Below are 15,311 nucleotides of genomic sequence, written 5' to 3'. Positions count from 1 at the left end.
CCCCTGGAAATCCCTATTTAGGGGTGATGTTACCCTACACACCCTTACATCATTTATTATTAGCAGAATTAAATTTTCCCATTGTGGCAACCAGTGGTAATTTTGCCAGTGAACCCATTTGTATTGATGAAGCAGAAGCGGTTCATCGGTTAAATCAAATCGCGGATTTTTTCTTAGTTCATAACCGCCCGATTGTTAGACCCATTGATGATTCTGTAGTCAGAGTAATTGCAGGTGAAGAAATGGTGTTGCGTCGCGCTAGAGGTTACGCGCCTTTACCTGTTTCGATCCCAGAAGAGTCTATAGGCGCAGACAGATCCCCATTCTATCAAACTAACTTTAGTTTAACACAGCTTTCTGATTTGTCAATAGAAAACCCAAAAAAAATTTTAGCGGTGGGAGGACATTTAAAAAATACAATTGCGATAGCATTTAATCAAAAAGCCTTCTTAAGTCAACATATTGGAGACTTAGAAAACCCCCAAGCCTTAGCAGCATTTCAAGAGGTGATTAATAGCCTGAGTAATATTTATGATTTTCAACCGAATGTGATTGTTTGTGATGCTCATCCTGATTATTATTCAACGCAATTTGCAGAAGCTTTATCCCAACAAAATCCCTCTATTCCAATGATTCGCGTACAACATCATCTCGCTCATGTTTTTTCCGTTATTGCTGAACATCATTTACAACTTCCCCTGTTAGGAATAGCTTGGGATGGCACCGGATACGGACTCGATGGAACCATCTGGGGAGGAGAATTTTTTCACCTCACAGAAACTTCCATTCAACGCATTGCTTCTTTTCGTCCCTTTCCCCTTCCGGGTGGAGATAAAGCGGTTTATGAACCTCGAAGAATTGCGTTAGGATTGTTATATGAATTATTCGGAAATTCTATATTTAATCACGAGATGAATTTACAGTTAATGCAATCTTTCACAACTCAAGAGTTAAAAATTATGCAAAGGATGTTAAATCGAAAATTAAATACACCCTTAACATCCAGTGTTGGCAGATTATTTGATGGGGTTGCGGCTGTATTAGGAATTGCTCAAACAGTCAGTTTTGAAGGACAAGCGGCAATGGCGTTAGAATTTGCCATTGAGAACTTAGAAACCGATGAATATTATCCGTTTGAATGGTGTGATATCCCCCAACCTTTAGAAAACGGGGAAAACCTGAATTATTTTAATTGGGAATCTACCCTTCAAGGAATATTGCAGGATCAAATAAACCAAAAACCCCTGAACTTAATTTCGGCTAAATTCCATAATACTTTAGTAGAAGCGGTTGTAGAAATCGCTAAAAAATTAGGCGAAAAAACAATAACCTTAAGTGGCGGATGTTTTCAGAATCAATATTTAATTGAACGTACCATTCAACGTCTAATTCAAGAGAAGTTTCACGTTTATTGGTCAAAAAAAATTCCTCCAAATGATGGAGGATTAGCACTAGGACAAGCTGCATTTTTGATTAATCATCAACAATTTGTGCCCAATCAGGGAACGAGGGAGGGAAAAAGTTAATTTCATAATTTGCATCTTCCCATTCCTTCACCCAAAGGGGAATTTTACCCGGTTCAGGCGTTCGAGCAAATTGTCGTTCTTTAACTTCAATGATCCGAAAAATTTGTTTCAGGGTATCTCCTTTATCCAAAGCTTCACAAAGGAGATCATCCAATTCAGGATCAACTCGTTTGACTCGACTTTTTCCGTCTTCAACCCATAACAATTTCAAAGATTCTAAATTGCGAGGGCTTAATTTACTTTTGAAATAGACACGCTTGAGGGTAGCAACGGGATCTAAACTACGTTCAACTCGACGAATTTGTTGCAAGCGAAGATAGTGCCATTCTGCCAATCTTAATCGTTCTTCAGGACTAATTAACCCTTTGCTCGTAGCGTGTTTCAAACCATATTTAGCTTGAGAACAGCCTAAATTTGCTAACAGATGAATCAGTTCTCGTTCCTTCGGTGTCGCTTGTCGCCGAACAATCGTATTTGTTGATGCCCGTTGCCTTTTGGTTTCCGTTTGCATTTGCCCACCGACCGTTACTAGAAATACAATTTCAACTCAACTCATGTAATCCTTGATCATTTCTAATCTGTAAGCCCTATCTTCCGTGACTCTTGGGCTACAAACATCCTCAGACTCACGGATGTGGTTGTAGACAAACGGTATGGACTTGAGGACATTCAAGCTTAATGGGGCGAGGGTGTCAAGTCACATGGGAATCTTGAAAGAATTAACACCGCTTTTAAACCCCTGAAAATTTGAATTAACACACTGGGATGATCAATCTACAAGCAGCTTAACCCAACCTTTAAAGCTATTCCTAAATTCATTGTAAATTCAGTTACTGTTAGAAAAAGTGGGTGATTGCAAAAGACCTCTTGAAATCATTAAAATCTGCCTGCCATAATCAACATAGACTCGCACACCTTGATCGATCCTTTAACTCAGATGTGACTTGTCCGTAGTGTCCATGTTTGTCCAGTAACCCGGTTTAGGGTTTACACGAAAGCCATCAGGAAGTTGATCGATCTGGGAATATTGCCATCAGGTGCATCTTTATTTTCCTCAATAGACTCTTAACTATGTCTAATCATAGCCTACCGGGTCAAGATTCTTTTCACTCTAGTTTACGCTTTGTGACAATGTTTGTCTTCAGTTAATATCTAGGATGAGGGAATAATTGATCCGGATTTTACCTAACTCGCCTTTTTGATATCCTAATTCACCTGAATTTTTAATAGGTTATCATCAATTCTGAATTTTAATTTTTAAGTTTAAAAAATAAAATATTAGTTTAGTTATTGTATAATAAATTATTTTAAATTAATAGAATTGAAACGAAGTGAAGCAGATTCAGTTCCTCTGGTTTACGACAAGCAAAACCACTATCATCGCTTTCTGGATTGTGTCAAATTCCCCAACAATGAAATAATACCTTCTAAGGTTGAGGATGACTTATGCGCCTACAGGCTTTAGATGTATTTCGAGGAATTGCGATCGCACTGATGATATTAGTCAATAACCCCGGTAGCTGGAGTTATGTCTATCCCTTATTAAATCATGCAGAATGGAATGGCTGTACCCCCACTGATTTAGTCTTTCCCTTTTTTCTATTTATTGTTGGGGTAGCAATGGCATTTTCCCTGTTAAAATATACAAAAGAATATCGTTGTGTTGAAACCCCTATTCCTCAAGCGGTTTATTGGCGAATTGCCAAACGTTGTGGGATTTTATTTTTATTAGGATTACTGTTAAATGGGTTCCCCACTTATCACCTCGCCGAAATTCGGATAATGGGGGTTTTACAACGCATTAGTGTTGCTTATTTTTTAGCAGCGATCGCAATTTTTAATCTCTCTCGAAAAAAAGTCTGGATAGTTAGTGGCGTGATTTTAGTCGGCTATTATATCGTCATGGAATTTTTCTTTGTTCCCGGTTATGGCGCTGGAAACTTGACACCAGAGGGAAATTTTGCCGCCTATATGGATCGCTTGATTTTAGGTCAACAACATTTATGGAAAGGCGGAGTTTATGATCCCGAAGGATTGTTTAGTACCTTTCCGGCTGTTGTCACCGTGTTAGCGGGTTATTTAACCGGAAATTGGTTGAGAAAACAACCGATTCAAACCTACACCAGTCTAAGTTTATGTGTCTTTGGAATTTGTTGTTTTGTGATTGGATATTTCTGGGCTGAAATTTTCCCTTTGAATAAATCTCTCTGGACAAGTTCCTTTGTAATTGTGACCACTGGATGGTCATTGTTGCTATTAGCAATTTGTTATGAAACCATAGAAGTTCGAGGATGGAAAAAATGGGGATTTCCTTTTAAAGTTATGGGGTTAAATGCTTTAATTATTTTTGTGGCTTCGGGTTTTGTCGGTAGAATTCTAAATTTAATTAAAATTGGAAATTCCCCAGAAGCACCCACCGCTAAAACCTGGTTGTATGAAACCGTCTTTCAATCGATTTTAGGCCCTATGAATGGTTCTTTAGGTTTTGCGATCGTCACCCTTTTATTTTGGTGGGTAATTGCCTATTTTATGTATCGTCAGCAATGGTTTGTGAAGGTTTAAACCCTCGACATCCAACCCAAGAAACCGGGTTTCTCAACGAAAAATCTGGATTTGATCAGCAAAATCTGGGCCAGAAATCCGGTTTCTACGTCAGTCCTAAAATCGCTACAATGACAATAGAATGACTATGAGCAGTAGATTCCTATGATTCCAACCGTTATTGAACAATCAGGTCGTGGCGAAAGAGCCTTTGATATCTATTCTCGGCTATTACGCGATCGGATTATCTTTCTTGGACAACAGGTAACAGCAGACCTGGCTAACTTAATTGTGGCGCAGATGTTGTTCCTCGATGCTGAAGATCCAGAAAAGGATATTTATCTCTACATCAACTCGCCAGGAGGTTCGGTGACGGCTGGTTTAGGCATTTTTGACACCATGAACCATATCCGTCCTGACGTTTGTACCATTTGTATTGGGTTAGCCGCCAGTATGGGAGCCTTTTTGTTAAGCGCGGGGGCTAAAGGTAAACGCATGAGTCTTCCCCATTCTCGAATTATGATTCACCAACCGTTAGGGGGAGCTCAAGGACAAGCAACGGATATTGAAATTCAGGCTAAAGAAATTTTGTATCTGAAAAAACGCCTCAATCAACATTTAGCGGATCACACAGGTCAGCCGTTATCTCGTATTGAAGAAGATACAGAACGAGATTTCTTTATGTCAGCAGAAGAAGCGATGCAATACGGTTTAATTGATCAAGTAATTAACCGTCGTCCTTCGGCTTCTAATCCAATTTCGAGTTAATCAATTTTAAAGCCCTCTCTATCCCAGAGATGGGCTTTGAATCACCTGAATTTGACCCAATAATGGATTATTAAAATCATCATCTTACTCTGTTTTACTTGTTTTTTTAAACGATTGAAAGGATGATGAAATTACGGTTTTTTCCCATTCCTTTAAAAAGCTTTCATAGGCATAATTAATTTTTTGCATGACGGCGATCGCTTCTGATTTAATATTATGATCAGGATGATATTGTTTCGCTAATTGATAATAAGCTAGTCTAACTTGATCTAAGGTCGCATTCGGATGTACGGCCAATACCTGCCACCAATTTTGATTAACTTGATCTTCAGTGAATTCTACTGAACTTAATCCTTGACACCACAATTGTAAAATACCCCGTTGACTTCCACTGACTAATTGTTTACCATCAGGACTAAAAGCAATGGGAGAACAACCCGAAAGGGTTTCTAATAATTCTCCTGTTTTCCAAGTCCATAATTTAACCGTTTGATCTACACTTGCACTCGCTAATATTTTTCCATTAGGACTTAAAGCCAGAGAAAAAATAGCAGCCGAATGTCCGGTTAAGGTGTGAATTAATTGCTCAGTTTTCCAATTCCATACTTTAATCGTATAATCAGCACTAGCACTGATTAAGATTTGATCATCAAGCGTGAATAAAACTGAAGTAACCCAGTTAGAATGTCCGGTTAAAATGAGTGGCTTTTGATAGTTTTTAAGATTCCAAATTCTAATGGTTTTATCTGCACTCCCACTTGCGACAAATTGACCCTGAGAACAGATGGCTACAGACCAAACACTATCGGTGTGTCCGTTCAAAATCCGTTTAGATTCTCCGGTTTTAAAATTCCAAATTCTAACGGTTTTATCGCTACTTCCACTGATTAACATTTGACCCTGAGAACTAAACACTAAGGAGGTAATAATTCCCATATTTTTTTCAGGAATATTCAGATCCAATAACGTTCGATTCATTTGTTGGGTGTGAAAATTCCAGAGGGTAATTCGACCATTAACGCTCCCAGTGGCGACAACTTCTGAATTAGGACTAATGGCAACCGAATAAATCTCATAAGGCATAAACCAAGTATATTTTTTCTGGGCTGTATTGACATCCCAAATATGAATATTTCGGTCATCACTCCCACTAATTAAAGTTTGGCTATCAGGACTAAACACTACAGCATTGATAGAATCTCGATGTCCGATTAAACGTTGTGTTTCTGTCCATATTAAATTAGGATTTTGGGGATAAATAACAATATAATTATCTGTAATATTAGGTTTTTTTGTATCGTTTTTATTAAATTTATTTTCTGGAGTTTTAAGATTTTGTTTAAGTTGTCTGAATTCCTCATCTAATCCTAAATCATTAAATTTTTGTTTTAACTTTTCTTCTTGAAATTCGGGAATTAATTCTAAAACTTCTAAGAATGCGTCTGTATAAAACTCTTGATCTAAAATTCGTTCTTCCATTCGTTCAAAAGCTTGAAATGCTGTTTCTCCACTGCCAGCATTATCAATTAATTCAGCAATCCCATATAATCCTAACCCAACAATTCCCCCAAAAACTCCTAATGTTCCCATGCCAATTCCTACGGCTGTCCCAGCAAAACCTAACCCCATTCCTCCCACAACTGAAGAAATTCCTATCCCTGAAACCGCTCCTAATCCGATTGCACCCCAGGCGATATTATCTCCTTGATCAATAGCTTTAAATGCTCCATAAGTTGCTGCACCTGCGACTGCACCTACACCCATTAAAGGCATTATTCCTAACCCAATGCCCCCAAAACTACCCACCAGTCCAACACCACCAACCGTGCTATAAATTCCGGCTCCAATTGTTGCTCCTCCGGTCAGAAATGTTGTAGCTGTTGTTAAGTTTTGGGGAAAATTATAATAACTTTTTATGAGCATTTGTAAGCTGTTGACTCTCTGATATCGCTAGGGAACAGGGAAAGGCTTTCAGGATTTAGATCTGATTAAGTTTCTAACGTTGTTGGTGTAGAAAGAGACTCTAAATAATGCAGAAAATCTAATAATTCTGCATCCGTTAATAAACGGCGAGAGCGCTTTCCATAGGTTTTTTGTAAATAAGCTGATCCCTGTTCAGGTGTCCAACCTAAGCGCTTTAATTCAATATCTGTTTTGGCAATATCTGAGGAAAAATCCGTTGTTTCCAGAAGACGACTTGAACTCACCGATGGACTGCTGCGCTCTAGTTCATCAGGATACGGAGGAAGTGCTTCTGTTGTGGTCGGGGGAATGGGCGGTAACGATGCACCCCGTCCTTTCGGTTTGGTAGAAGAGGATGGAGGTGTGTCTTGCTCTGGACTGGATTTAGACGCTTCAGCTTTAGGTTGAATATAGGTGGCTGATAACCAATCATCAGAGGTGAAAGAAGACCCTTCTGGTATCCTTGGATTCGGGGATTCCTCCGAGAAATCAGAAGACAACACCCCAGAAGAACTATCAGTTTTCACCGACTCAGGTGGGGTAGAACTAGAACCCTGCACCGGAACTTCCATCACAGTCGATTTTAACGGTTCTGGGGGAAGTGAAATAGGAGCTAAAGGGGTATCCAGTCCCAAGTCTTGAATGGCTCGTTTTTTCGCTTGATCTTCAGCCAATTCAATCGTATCAGCCGCCGCTAATGCGGTCGTTAAAATTACACCTTCGACTTGCACAATTACCCGCACGATATATTTTTCTTGATGAATCGTGAGTAACTCTGAAATTAAACTTCCAGTCGGATAACGAATTCTCAATTGAGACAACATGATTAAAATTTCCTAAACAAACTACGATATACTTAGAAATTAGTCATTTATGCAGCCATACGTCATAAATTCTGTACCCTATCCCACCAGCACCTAGGGAATCAGTATTGGGTGCTACTCCACAAGCTCAGAGTTAGCCTTCTTTTCGGGAATAGATCTTAGGTCTAAACCGACTGCCTTGGGCTTCTATGCTCCGACCGATGGCCTCTGTGTATCCTTCATTGTAACATTGTCATTGATGGGGTTTTGCGATAAGCCAGTGAACAATTCCCGCGCGGTGTGTTCAAGATGGGGTCTGGTGGTGTTGGTTGCAAGTGTCCATTATCGGGTCTTCGATATCCACCGGACGCTTACGGGAATCAGCAGAAATCACTTCTTCGCTTAAACCCACAAATCCGAAACCTGAAATCTCCTGAGCTTGCGAAGGAACTTCCGAAACCCGAAACCCGAAACCTGATCAGAAAACGAGGATTAATCGCTTCATGGACTTTTCAATCGCTACATTGTTAGCTTATTTTTCCGATGATAAATTAGTCGCACCTAAAGCCTTGGAGAAAAAACTCGCTCCTGACGAGGAAAGTCTCCGTAAATTTCAAATTGCTTTGGATGCGTTAGAACGAATTGGGGTTCTGGAAAAAGATAAAGGTCGTTATCGACGAATCCCAGAAGAAGGAATTGTCGAAGCCAAACTGCGATGTTCGAGTAAAGGCTTCTGTTTTGCCATTCAAGATGCCGAAGGCGCAGAAGATGTTTATATTCGAGAAAGCCATCTCAGTAGTGCTTGGAATGGCGATCGCGTTTTGGTTAGGATTATTAAAGAAGGTAGCCGTCGCCGTTCCCCAGAAGGAGAAGTTTATCTTATTTTAGAAAGAGCTAATCCTTCAGTCTTAGCTCGAATTAAACAAAGCAAGAATGGTTATCGTGCGGTTCCTTTAGATGACCGTTTGTTATTTGAATTAGATTTAATTAATGATCCCTCCGAACTCGCTGGGGCGGTGGATCATTTAGTTCACGTGGAAGTCTTACGGTATCCGATTGGTGTCCATCGTCCTTTGGGTCACGTTGTCCAAATTCTAGGTTCCGATGCCGAAGATGCGGATGATTTAGATATTGTGTGTTGTAAACACGATTTACCGCGAAAATGGCCCGCCGGAGCTTTACGGGAAGCCGAGGCAATTTCTAACACCTTGAAAAAAACCGATCTCAAAAATCGGGCGGATATTCGCAATGTTTTAACCATTAGTTTTCAACCGGATTTAGGCAATCCTGAATTTTCCGTTTTTAAAGATTCAGAACCGCCTCAGCGTCTCCCTTGCATTGATCATGCCTTTAGTATCGAACAAACAAAATATGATCAATGGCAATTAGGAATTCATTTAGCCGATGCGGCCCATTATATTCTCCCCGATAGCGATCTCGATCGAGAAGCCCGCAAACGGGGAACGGCCATTTATTTAGCCGATAAACTGATTCCGATTTATCCAGAAAGCCTATGTTGTGAACGGTTAGCTTTAGTTCCCAATGAGGAACGATTAGCCGTCTCAATTATGATTACCTTGGATATGGCGGGACGGGTCGTGGAATACGAAATCCAACCCAGTGTCATACGGGTCGATCATCAACTCACCTTTGAACAAGCTCAGGCCATTCTGGATGGTGAACCGTCTCCCTTTGCTAATGTCCTCGAAAATCTCTTAGAACTGAGTCGAGCCGTGCGGCAAATTCGCCTAGAACGAGGCAGTTTTGAACTCAATTTACCCGATACCCATTGCCACTTTGATGATGAAGGAGAATTAGGGCCGATTGTTCTGTCTTCATTATCTCCTGCCCGGGCGATGATTTCAGAATTAACGGTCTTAGCGAATCAAATTGTCGCGAGTCATTTACATACTTTGGGAGTTCCGGCGATTTATCGGGTGCAACCGCCACCAGAAGCCTCCGATGTCTCGGAGTTGGCGAAATTATCAACCCATTTGGGAACGGAATTGTTTTTAGAAGAAGATGAAGAAGTTCAACCGAGTACCTTCCAAGAATTTACGGAAGAATTAGCCAATAGTCGAGCCGAACGGGTTTTAAGTTATTTATTAGAAGAAACCCTCAAACCTGCGGTTTACAGTACCACTGCTAAACTGCATTTTGGGTTAGCCCTTCCCTGTTATACCCATTGCACTTCTCCTCTATCTCGCTATTGCGATTTACAGATCTTGCGAGTTCTGAAAACCGTATTTGAGGAAGGACGCGATCGCCGTTCAACTCGTGCGAAAGATCGAGTCGAGTTAGGACATTCTTCCTGTCACGGTAAAATTAGCTGGAACGTTCTTCCCCCAGAAATTCAGCATGAGTTAGAAAGTCAATTTACCCAGTTAGTGGTGCATCTGAGTGAACGGGAAAGCGTCGCGGTGGATGCAGAAGAAGACTTAGAAGGACTCAAGAAAACCGGGTTCATGAAGGAACGCACCGGTCAAAATTTCATCGGGTTAATTACCGGAGTGCAGTCCTATGGATTCTTTGTGGAAATTGAGGTACAGTCCCCAGGCGGAACAACATTACGGGTGGAAGGACTGGTTCATGTTTCCTCCCTCAAAGATGACTGGTATGAATACCGTTCTCGTCAACAAACCTTAGTCGGTCGCAAAAATCGCAATCAATACCGTCTAGGGGATCATGTCGAAGTCCAAGTGAAAAGTGTAGACTACTATCGTCAACAAATTGATTTAGTCGCCGTTGGAGGAGGTAGTGAAGCCGCAGATGACAACGATGAACCTTATTTTTCCTAAAGCTTAATTTTGTCGATACAATCCCCTGTAGAGACCTGCTATGGCACGTCTCTACAACCTCTCTCCTTCTTTTAAACAATGTCTATTACACAACTCATTACTTTACTCATTCTTCTGGGAGGCTTGGCGATCTTTACGATTCAAAATCTAACGCCATCCTTACCTTTAATGTTTTTAGGAAATCAACTTCCGACCTTACCGCTTTCGCTGTGGATTTTAATTGCGATCGCTGCTGGAATTTTCACCTATTGGATCATTGCTCAATTATTCCAATTTTCTAATACCAACCTTAAGGCTAAAACAGCTTTTGAAATTCCATCTCCAGCCTCGCCCAAACCTCCTGTAGAACCCGATCAATCTTCCTCTTGGGGATATACATCACCCCCTGAATCGCCTCAATCGTCGGTTTATAACCGCTATGATGCCGTTAGCAATTCGGAACCTGAAACGTCTGATGACAAGGGTTCTGGCGATGATTGGGAGACTCAAGTAAAACCCTTTAATCCCTCCTGGGACGCAGAAGAAAAACCATCAACGTCTCAACCTATTTCAAATCGTAGTAATTCCCCTGATTCTGAATCTAAAGTGTATGAAACTGAACAAAAACCTGAATCTGAATCTTGGTCGGGTTCGGTTTATTCCTATGGTTATCGAGGGGATTCAAATCGGACTGGAGTGGGGAAAGTAGAAACGATTTATGATGCGGATTATCGGATTATTACTCCACCGCCAGCTACTAAAATTCAAGATGATATAAACCCCAAAAATAATGTTTCTAATAACGATGATGAAGATTGGGGATTAGATGAAGATGATGAGAATGAATTTAACCGAAAATAAATTGTAATTAGGTTAGAAGTCGCTTTGTATTTCTAAAACCCTACTTGATGATAGGATGGAATATTGAATTTAAAGGGGGCGATAACTTTGCTAGAACAGTTACAAGGAGTTAATATTTATTTAATTGGGATGATGGGGTCTGGTAAAACCACCATTGGACAATTACTCGCGAAACAATTAGGATATCGATTTGTTGATACTGATGATTTAATTACTAAAGCCACTCATCAATCAATTTCTGATATTTTTGCGACGGAAGGAGAAGAAGCCTTTAGAGAGATAGAATCTCAGGTTTTATCTCAACTTTGTGCTTATCAAAAATTTGTGATTGCAACTGGGGGAGGAATTATTCTTAAAAAGATGAATTGGAGTTATCTTCGACATGGAATTATTATTTGGCTGAATGTTCCAATAGAAGAACTTTATAACCGTTTAAAAGAAGATACAACTCGACCATTATTACAACATCCTAATCCCTTAAAACAATTACAAACCTTATTAGAACAACGAAACCTTCTTTATGCTCAAGCCGATCTTGAAATTCGGGTTAATTCCGGTGATTATCCTGAACAAGTTACCGCTAAAATTTTAGAAAAAGTTCCTTCAATTTTAAAATCTAAATCCAACATAAATTTAGAGGCGTTCAATTAAAACTCTTGGTTTACTTGGTTCCTAGCCCTCAATAATTAACAGTTTAACAATCGATTATGGCTTATCGAAATCCGACTCCAACCGTTGATATTATTATTGAATTAATTGATCGTCCGTCTCGACCCATTATATTAATTGAACGAAAGAATCCGCCTTTGGGATGGGCAATTCCGGGTGGATTTGTCGATTATGGAGAAAGCGTAGAAACCGCCGCTATTCGGGAAGCTAAAGAAGAAACCGGATTAGAGATAGAATTAATTGAACAATTTTATGTCTATTCTGATCCGAATCGAGATCTCCGTCAACATACTTTAAGTGTTGTATTTTTAGCTACTGCGATTGGCGAACCTCAAGCCGCCGATGATGCTCAACATTTAGAACTGTTTGAACCTTGGCGAATTCCCCAAAACTTATGTTTTGATCATGACCGAATTCTCAAAGATTATTGGCGTTATCGACATTATAAACTCAGACCGCAATTAAATCATCAGTCTTAAACCCAGCTAATTTTTTACAATGATTAATCCTAAAAAATAGTTCCATTCCTGTAGGAGCGAGGTTCCATCACCCAAACGATAAAGTTAGAATCAAAACAGTTGTACAATATGCGTTTTGTTTAGATTCAATGGCAAAAATTATATTCTCCAAACCTAAAGTACAGACGCGCCATGGCGCGTCTCTATGGCGGATTTCATGTACCGTTGCGGTCATCCTGGGACATTTATCAACCGCCCAAGCTCAATGGCCCCCGTCTCAACCCCTACCTGTTCCTCCAGCCACCGTAAATCCTCCGATGCAAGACAATCTAGGGTATACTTTAGGCCCCGGAGATTTAGTGCAACTGGATATTTTTAATGTTCCTGAATATAGTGGTAATAACGGTCGCCATCAAGTGGGGATTGATGGTTCGGTCAATTTTCCGTTAATTGGCAATCTGTTGGTCAAAGGACTGACCTTAGAACAAGTTACGGCTATCATTCAACAACGCTATGGAGAATATTTACATCGACCGTTATTAACCCTACAATTAATCGCCGCCCGTCCTTTACAAGTTGCTGTCACCGGAGAAGTTCAACGTCCGGGGTCTTATATGCTCTCAGCAACGTCTTCTATGAATAATTCTGGGATGACAACTCCAGAGGTTCAGGGTGTCGGAGGTCGTTTACCAACCCTAACTCGTGTGTTACAAATGGCGGGAGGTATTACTCCTTCAGCCGATGTTCGACAAGTTAAAATCCGCCGTTCTTTGGGAAATGGAGGAGAAAAAATTCTCAATTTGGATTTGTGGGAACTGCTACAAACCGGGGATTTACGTCAGGATATTGCATTGCGTGATGGTGATACCATTTATATTCCCACAACCACAGAACATAATGCGGTGGAATCTTCTCAATTAATTACGGCTAATTTTGCCAGTAACAATAACCAACCGATTAACATTGCTGTAGTGGGTGCGGTTAATCGCCCCGGAACCCATACTTTAACCTTAGAAGTCAGTGGTCAACTTTCCCCAGAATCAGGTCAACCCAGCGATGGTGTTATTTTATCAGCCAGTGGGGGAATCTTTACAGTAACTCAAGCCATCAAACGAGCGGGAGGAATTACCCCACAAGCCGATATCCGTAATATTCAGGTGCGACGTCTGACCCGGACGGGAACAGAACAACAAATTACGGTTGACCTGTGGAAACTTTTACAGGAAGGAGATGTCAGTCAAGATGTCATGTTACAACAGGGAGATACGGTGATTGTCCCAAAGGCGACAACAGCAGAAACTGAAGAAAATTCTGAAGTTGCTGTCGCTAGTTTTTCTCCCGATACGCTAAAAATTAATATTGTGGGGGAAGTGGTATCTCCGGGTGCCAAAATAGTTCCGCCCAATTTTTCGCTTAATCAAGCATTAGTAGAAGCGGGAGGGTTTAAGGAGGGTCGTGCCAATCAAAAACAGGTAGAATTAATTCGTTTACATCCGAATGGGACAGTTTCTCGACGCCAAATCCCGATTAATTTATCGGCGCAAGTCAATGAAGAAACTAACCCCAAACTTAGAAATAATGATGTGATTGTGGTCGGTCGTTCTGGGGGTGCTGCTTTCCGAGATGGTTTAGGAACGGTGTTAAATTCGTTAAATCCGATTAACAATTTCTTGGGATTATTTCGGTTTGTTAATATTTTTTAATGGCGCAAGCAATCAGATGGCGTGGGGTAGGATACAGAAAGATCACGGTTAGGCATTAAGTACGCAAACATAATTATTTATACATTTCTAATTCCCGGTTAACCTGTTCCCAGTTAATCGCAGTTCCTTTTTGAACTCTGTAATTTATTGGCACAACCACTTAGGAGTTTAAAGATGCATTAAATGGCATTTTTAAAATCTATTCTGAGATAGATGATGGTTCCTCTATTTCATGCGATTCTAATCTAAAATTATTACAATTTTACCCCCAGCAATCCATATGAAACCCTGGAAACGATCTCGGTTATCGGCGATGCGCTCTCAATATCAACCGTTATATTCTGTAGAACGCATCCCTTCTGCTCAGGCTTTATATTATGATCAGGATTTATATCCTCTTGAATATGAAGCGGGAGAAAAAGTTAATTTTTTTAAAGTGTTATGGAAACAAGCGGTTGCTGTTTTAGGTGTAACCACAATGGTTACGGCTGGGGTTTATCTGTGGACAATTAATCAAACCCCTGAATATAAAGGCTCATTTCAAATTCTAGTGGAATCCCCCAACTTAACGGATAATCAAGATTCTCCTTCGGTAGAAAATCATCAAGCGTTAGATTATAACTCCCAAGTTGAGATTTTACAAAGTCCTAAGTTAATGTCAGAAATTCTCAAGGCGATTCAAACCCGCTATCCTGAAGTGACTTATGATTCTCTGTTTAATCAAAAAACGGGACAAACCGATTGGAAACCCGATCTTCTTTCAATTAAACCGTTAAAAAATACTCGAATTGTCGAGGTTAGTTATCAAGATGCTGAACCTCAGAAAGTTCAGTTTATTTTAGAAAAAGTGGCAGAAGGCTATTTAAAATATAGTTTACCCGCAGATGTGCAAGCTGAACAACGAGAAAAACAATTAAAATTAATTCAAGAAAAAATAACTATTTTAGATAAAAAAATACCTCCCGTTCAACAAGACATTCAAAAACTTCAACAACAATATAATTTTATAGACCCGCAACTGAAAACTCAATATTTAGCTCAACAAAATAGTCAGCTACAAGCCCAAAAATTAGAAACCCAAGCTCAACTTCAGCAACAGGAATCTCAATATCAAACTTTGCAAAAACAGTTAGGATTAAAACCTGATCAAGCATTATTAGCATCTGCCTTAAGTCAATCTCCCCAATATCAATCTTTACTACAAGAGTTATTACAATTAGAGACAAAAATTGCCATTGAATCT

Annotated in this window: 12 protein-coding genes; 9 read left to right on the top strand and 3 right to left on the bottom strand. The window is 40.0% G+C overall.

The window, feature by feature from the left end:
- Nucleotides 1–1,526, top strand: a 1,526-nt coding sequence (locus ACKPEB_RS05750) for a Sua5/YciO/YrdC/YwlC family protein (RefSeq protein ID WP_408963876.1), incomplete at its 5' end; no start/stop codon positions are given.
- Here the strand turns inward: ACKPEB_RS05750 and ACKPEB_RS05745 are convergent.
- On the bottom strand, nt 1,474–2,037 hold the full coding sequence (locus ACKPEB_RS05745; protein WP_408963875.1) for a hypothetical protein: 564 nt from the start codon (nt 2,035–2,037) through the stop codon (nt 1,474–1,476). The two genes, ACKPEB_RS05750 and ACKPEB_RS05745, sit on opposite strands and share 53 nt — an antisense overlap.
- A gap of 935 nt (nt 2,038–2,972) precedes the next feature.
- Here ACKPEB_RS05745 and ACKPEB_RS05740 point away from each other — a divergent pair.
- Both ACKPEB_RS05740 and clpP read left to right on the top strand, forming a co-directional pair.
- Nucleotides 2,973–4,088, top strand: a complete 1,116-nt coding sequence (locus ACKPEB_RS05740) for an acyltransferase family protein (protein ID WP_408963874.1) — start codon at nt 2,973–2,975, stop codon at nt 4,086–4,088.
- 144 nt (nt 4,089–4,232) lie between these two features.
- A complete protein-coding gene (clpP, locus tag ACKPEB_RS05735) occupies nt 4,233–4,835 on the top strand; it encodes an ATP-dependent Clp endopeptidase proteolytic subunit ClpP (protein WP_408963873.1) in 603 nt (200 codons plus the stop codon).
- Nucleotides 4,836–4,919: 84 nt separating this feature from the next.
- Here clpP and ACKPEB_RS05730 read toward each other — a convergent pair whose 3' ends face one another.
- The gene (locus tag ACKPEB_RS05730) at nt 4,920–6,758 is read right to left on the bottom strand and encodes a DnaJ domain-containing protein (protein WP_408963872.1); all 1,839 of its coding nucleotides are present in this window, start codon (nt 6,756–6,758) and stop codon (nt 4,920–4,922) included.
- 65 nt (nt 6,759–6,823) lie between these two features.
- Nucleotides 6,824–7,621 carry a hypothetical protein gene (locus ACKPEB_RS05725; RefSeq protein WP_408963871.1) on the bottom strand — a complete coding sequence of 266 codons (798 nt, stop codon included), beginning with the start codon at nt 7,619–7,621 and terminating at the stop codon, nt 6,824–6,826.
- A 482-nt stretch (nt 7,622–8,103) separates the two neighbouring features.
- Between ACKPEB_RS05725 and ACKPEB_RS05720 the strand changes: the two genes are divergently transcribed.
- From ACKPEB_RS05720 to ACKPEB_RS05695, 6 genes are all read left to right on the top strand, one after another.
- Nucleotides 8,104–10,398 (top strand): ribonuclease R family protein, encoded by a 2,295-nt coding sequence (locus ACKPEB_RS05720; protein ID WP_408963870.1) that lies wholly within the window; start codon nt 8,104–8,106, stop codon nt 10,396–10,398.
- A gap of 78 nt (nt 10,399–10,476) precedes the next feature.
- Nucleotides 10,477–11,238: a hypothetical protein gene (locus tag ACKPEB_RS05715; RefSeq protein ID WP_408963869.1), complete on the top strand. Its 762-nt coding sequence runs from the start codon at nt 10,477–10,479 to the stop codon at nt 11,236–11,238.
- An 87-nt stretch (nt 11,239–11,325) separates the two neighbouring features.
- The gene (locus ACKPEB_RS05710; RefSeq protein ID WP_408963868.1) at nt 11,326–11,889 is read left to right on the top strand and encodes a shikimate kinase; all 564 of its coding nucleotides are present in this window, start codon (nt 11,326–11,328) and stop codon (nt 11,887–11,889) included.
- Between the two features lie 56 nt (nt 11,890–11,945).
- Nucleotides 11,946–12,386, top strand: coding sequence for an NUDIX domain-containing protein (locus ACKPEB_RS05705; protein WP_408963867.1), 441 nt, complete (start codon nt 11,946–11,948; stop codon nt 12,384–12,386).
- Between the two features lie 128 nt (nt 12,387–12,514).
- Nucleotides 12,515–14,068 (top strand): SLBB domain-containing protein, encoded by a 1,554-nt coding sequence (locus tag ACKPEB_RS05700; protein ID WP_408963866.1) that lies wholly within the window; start codon nt 12,515–12,517, stop codon nt 14,066–14,068.
- Between the two features lie 280 nt (nt 14,069–14,348).
- A partial coding sequence (locus ACKPEB_RS05695; RefSeq protein ID WP_408963865.1) for a Wzz/FepE/Etk N-terminal domain-containing protein occupies nt 14,349–15,311 on the top strand: 963 nt, incomplete at its 3' end.

The organism is Planktothrix sp. (genome assembly GCF_046067725.1).
Taxonomy (GTDB): Bacteria; Cyanobacteriota; Cyanobacteriia; order Cyanobacteriales; family Microcoleaceae; genus Planktothrix.
Note: the sequence above shows the minus strand (reverse complement) of the source record. Positions and strands in the feature narration are given on the sequence as shown.

Coding starts and splice junctions, on each gene's coding strand:
- ACKPEB_RS05745 (WP_408963875.1), bottom strand. CDS start 2,037: ATGCAAACGGAAACCAAAAGGCAACGGGCATCAACAAATACGATTGTT.
- ACKPEB_RS05740 (WP_408963874.1), top strand. CDS start 2,973: ATGCGCCTACAGGCTTTAGATGTATTTCGAGGAATTGCGATCGCACTG.
- clpP (WP_408963873.1), top strand. CDS start 4,233: ATGATTCCAACCGTTATTGAACAATCAGGTCGTGGCGAAAGAGCCTTT.
- ACKPEB_RS05730 (WP_408963872.1), bottom strand. CDS start 6,758: ATGCTCATAAAAAGTTATTATAATTTTCCCCAAAACTTAACAACAGCT.
- ACKPEB_RS05725 (WP_408963871.1), bottom strand. CDS start 7,621: ATGTTGTCTCAATTGAGAATTCGTTATCCGACTGGAAGTTTAATTTCA.
- ACKPEB_RS05720 (WP_408963870.1), top strand. CDS start 8,104: ATGGACTTTTCAATCGCTACATTGTTAGCTTATTTTTCCGATGATAAA.
- ACKPEB_RS05715 (WP_408963869.1), top strand. CDS start 10,477: ATGTCTATTACACAACTCATTACTTTACTCATTCTTCTGGGAGGCTTG.
- ACKPEB_RS05705 (WP_408963867.1), top strand. CDS start 11,946: ATGGCTTATCGAAATCCGACTCCAACCGTTGATATTATTATTGAATTA.
- ACKPEB_RS05700 (WP_408963866.1), top strand. CDS start 12,515: ATGGCAAAAATTATATTCTCCAAACCTAAAGTACAGACGCGCCATGGC.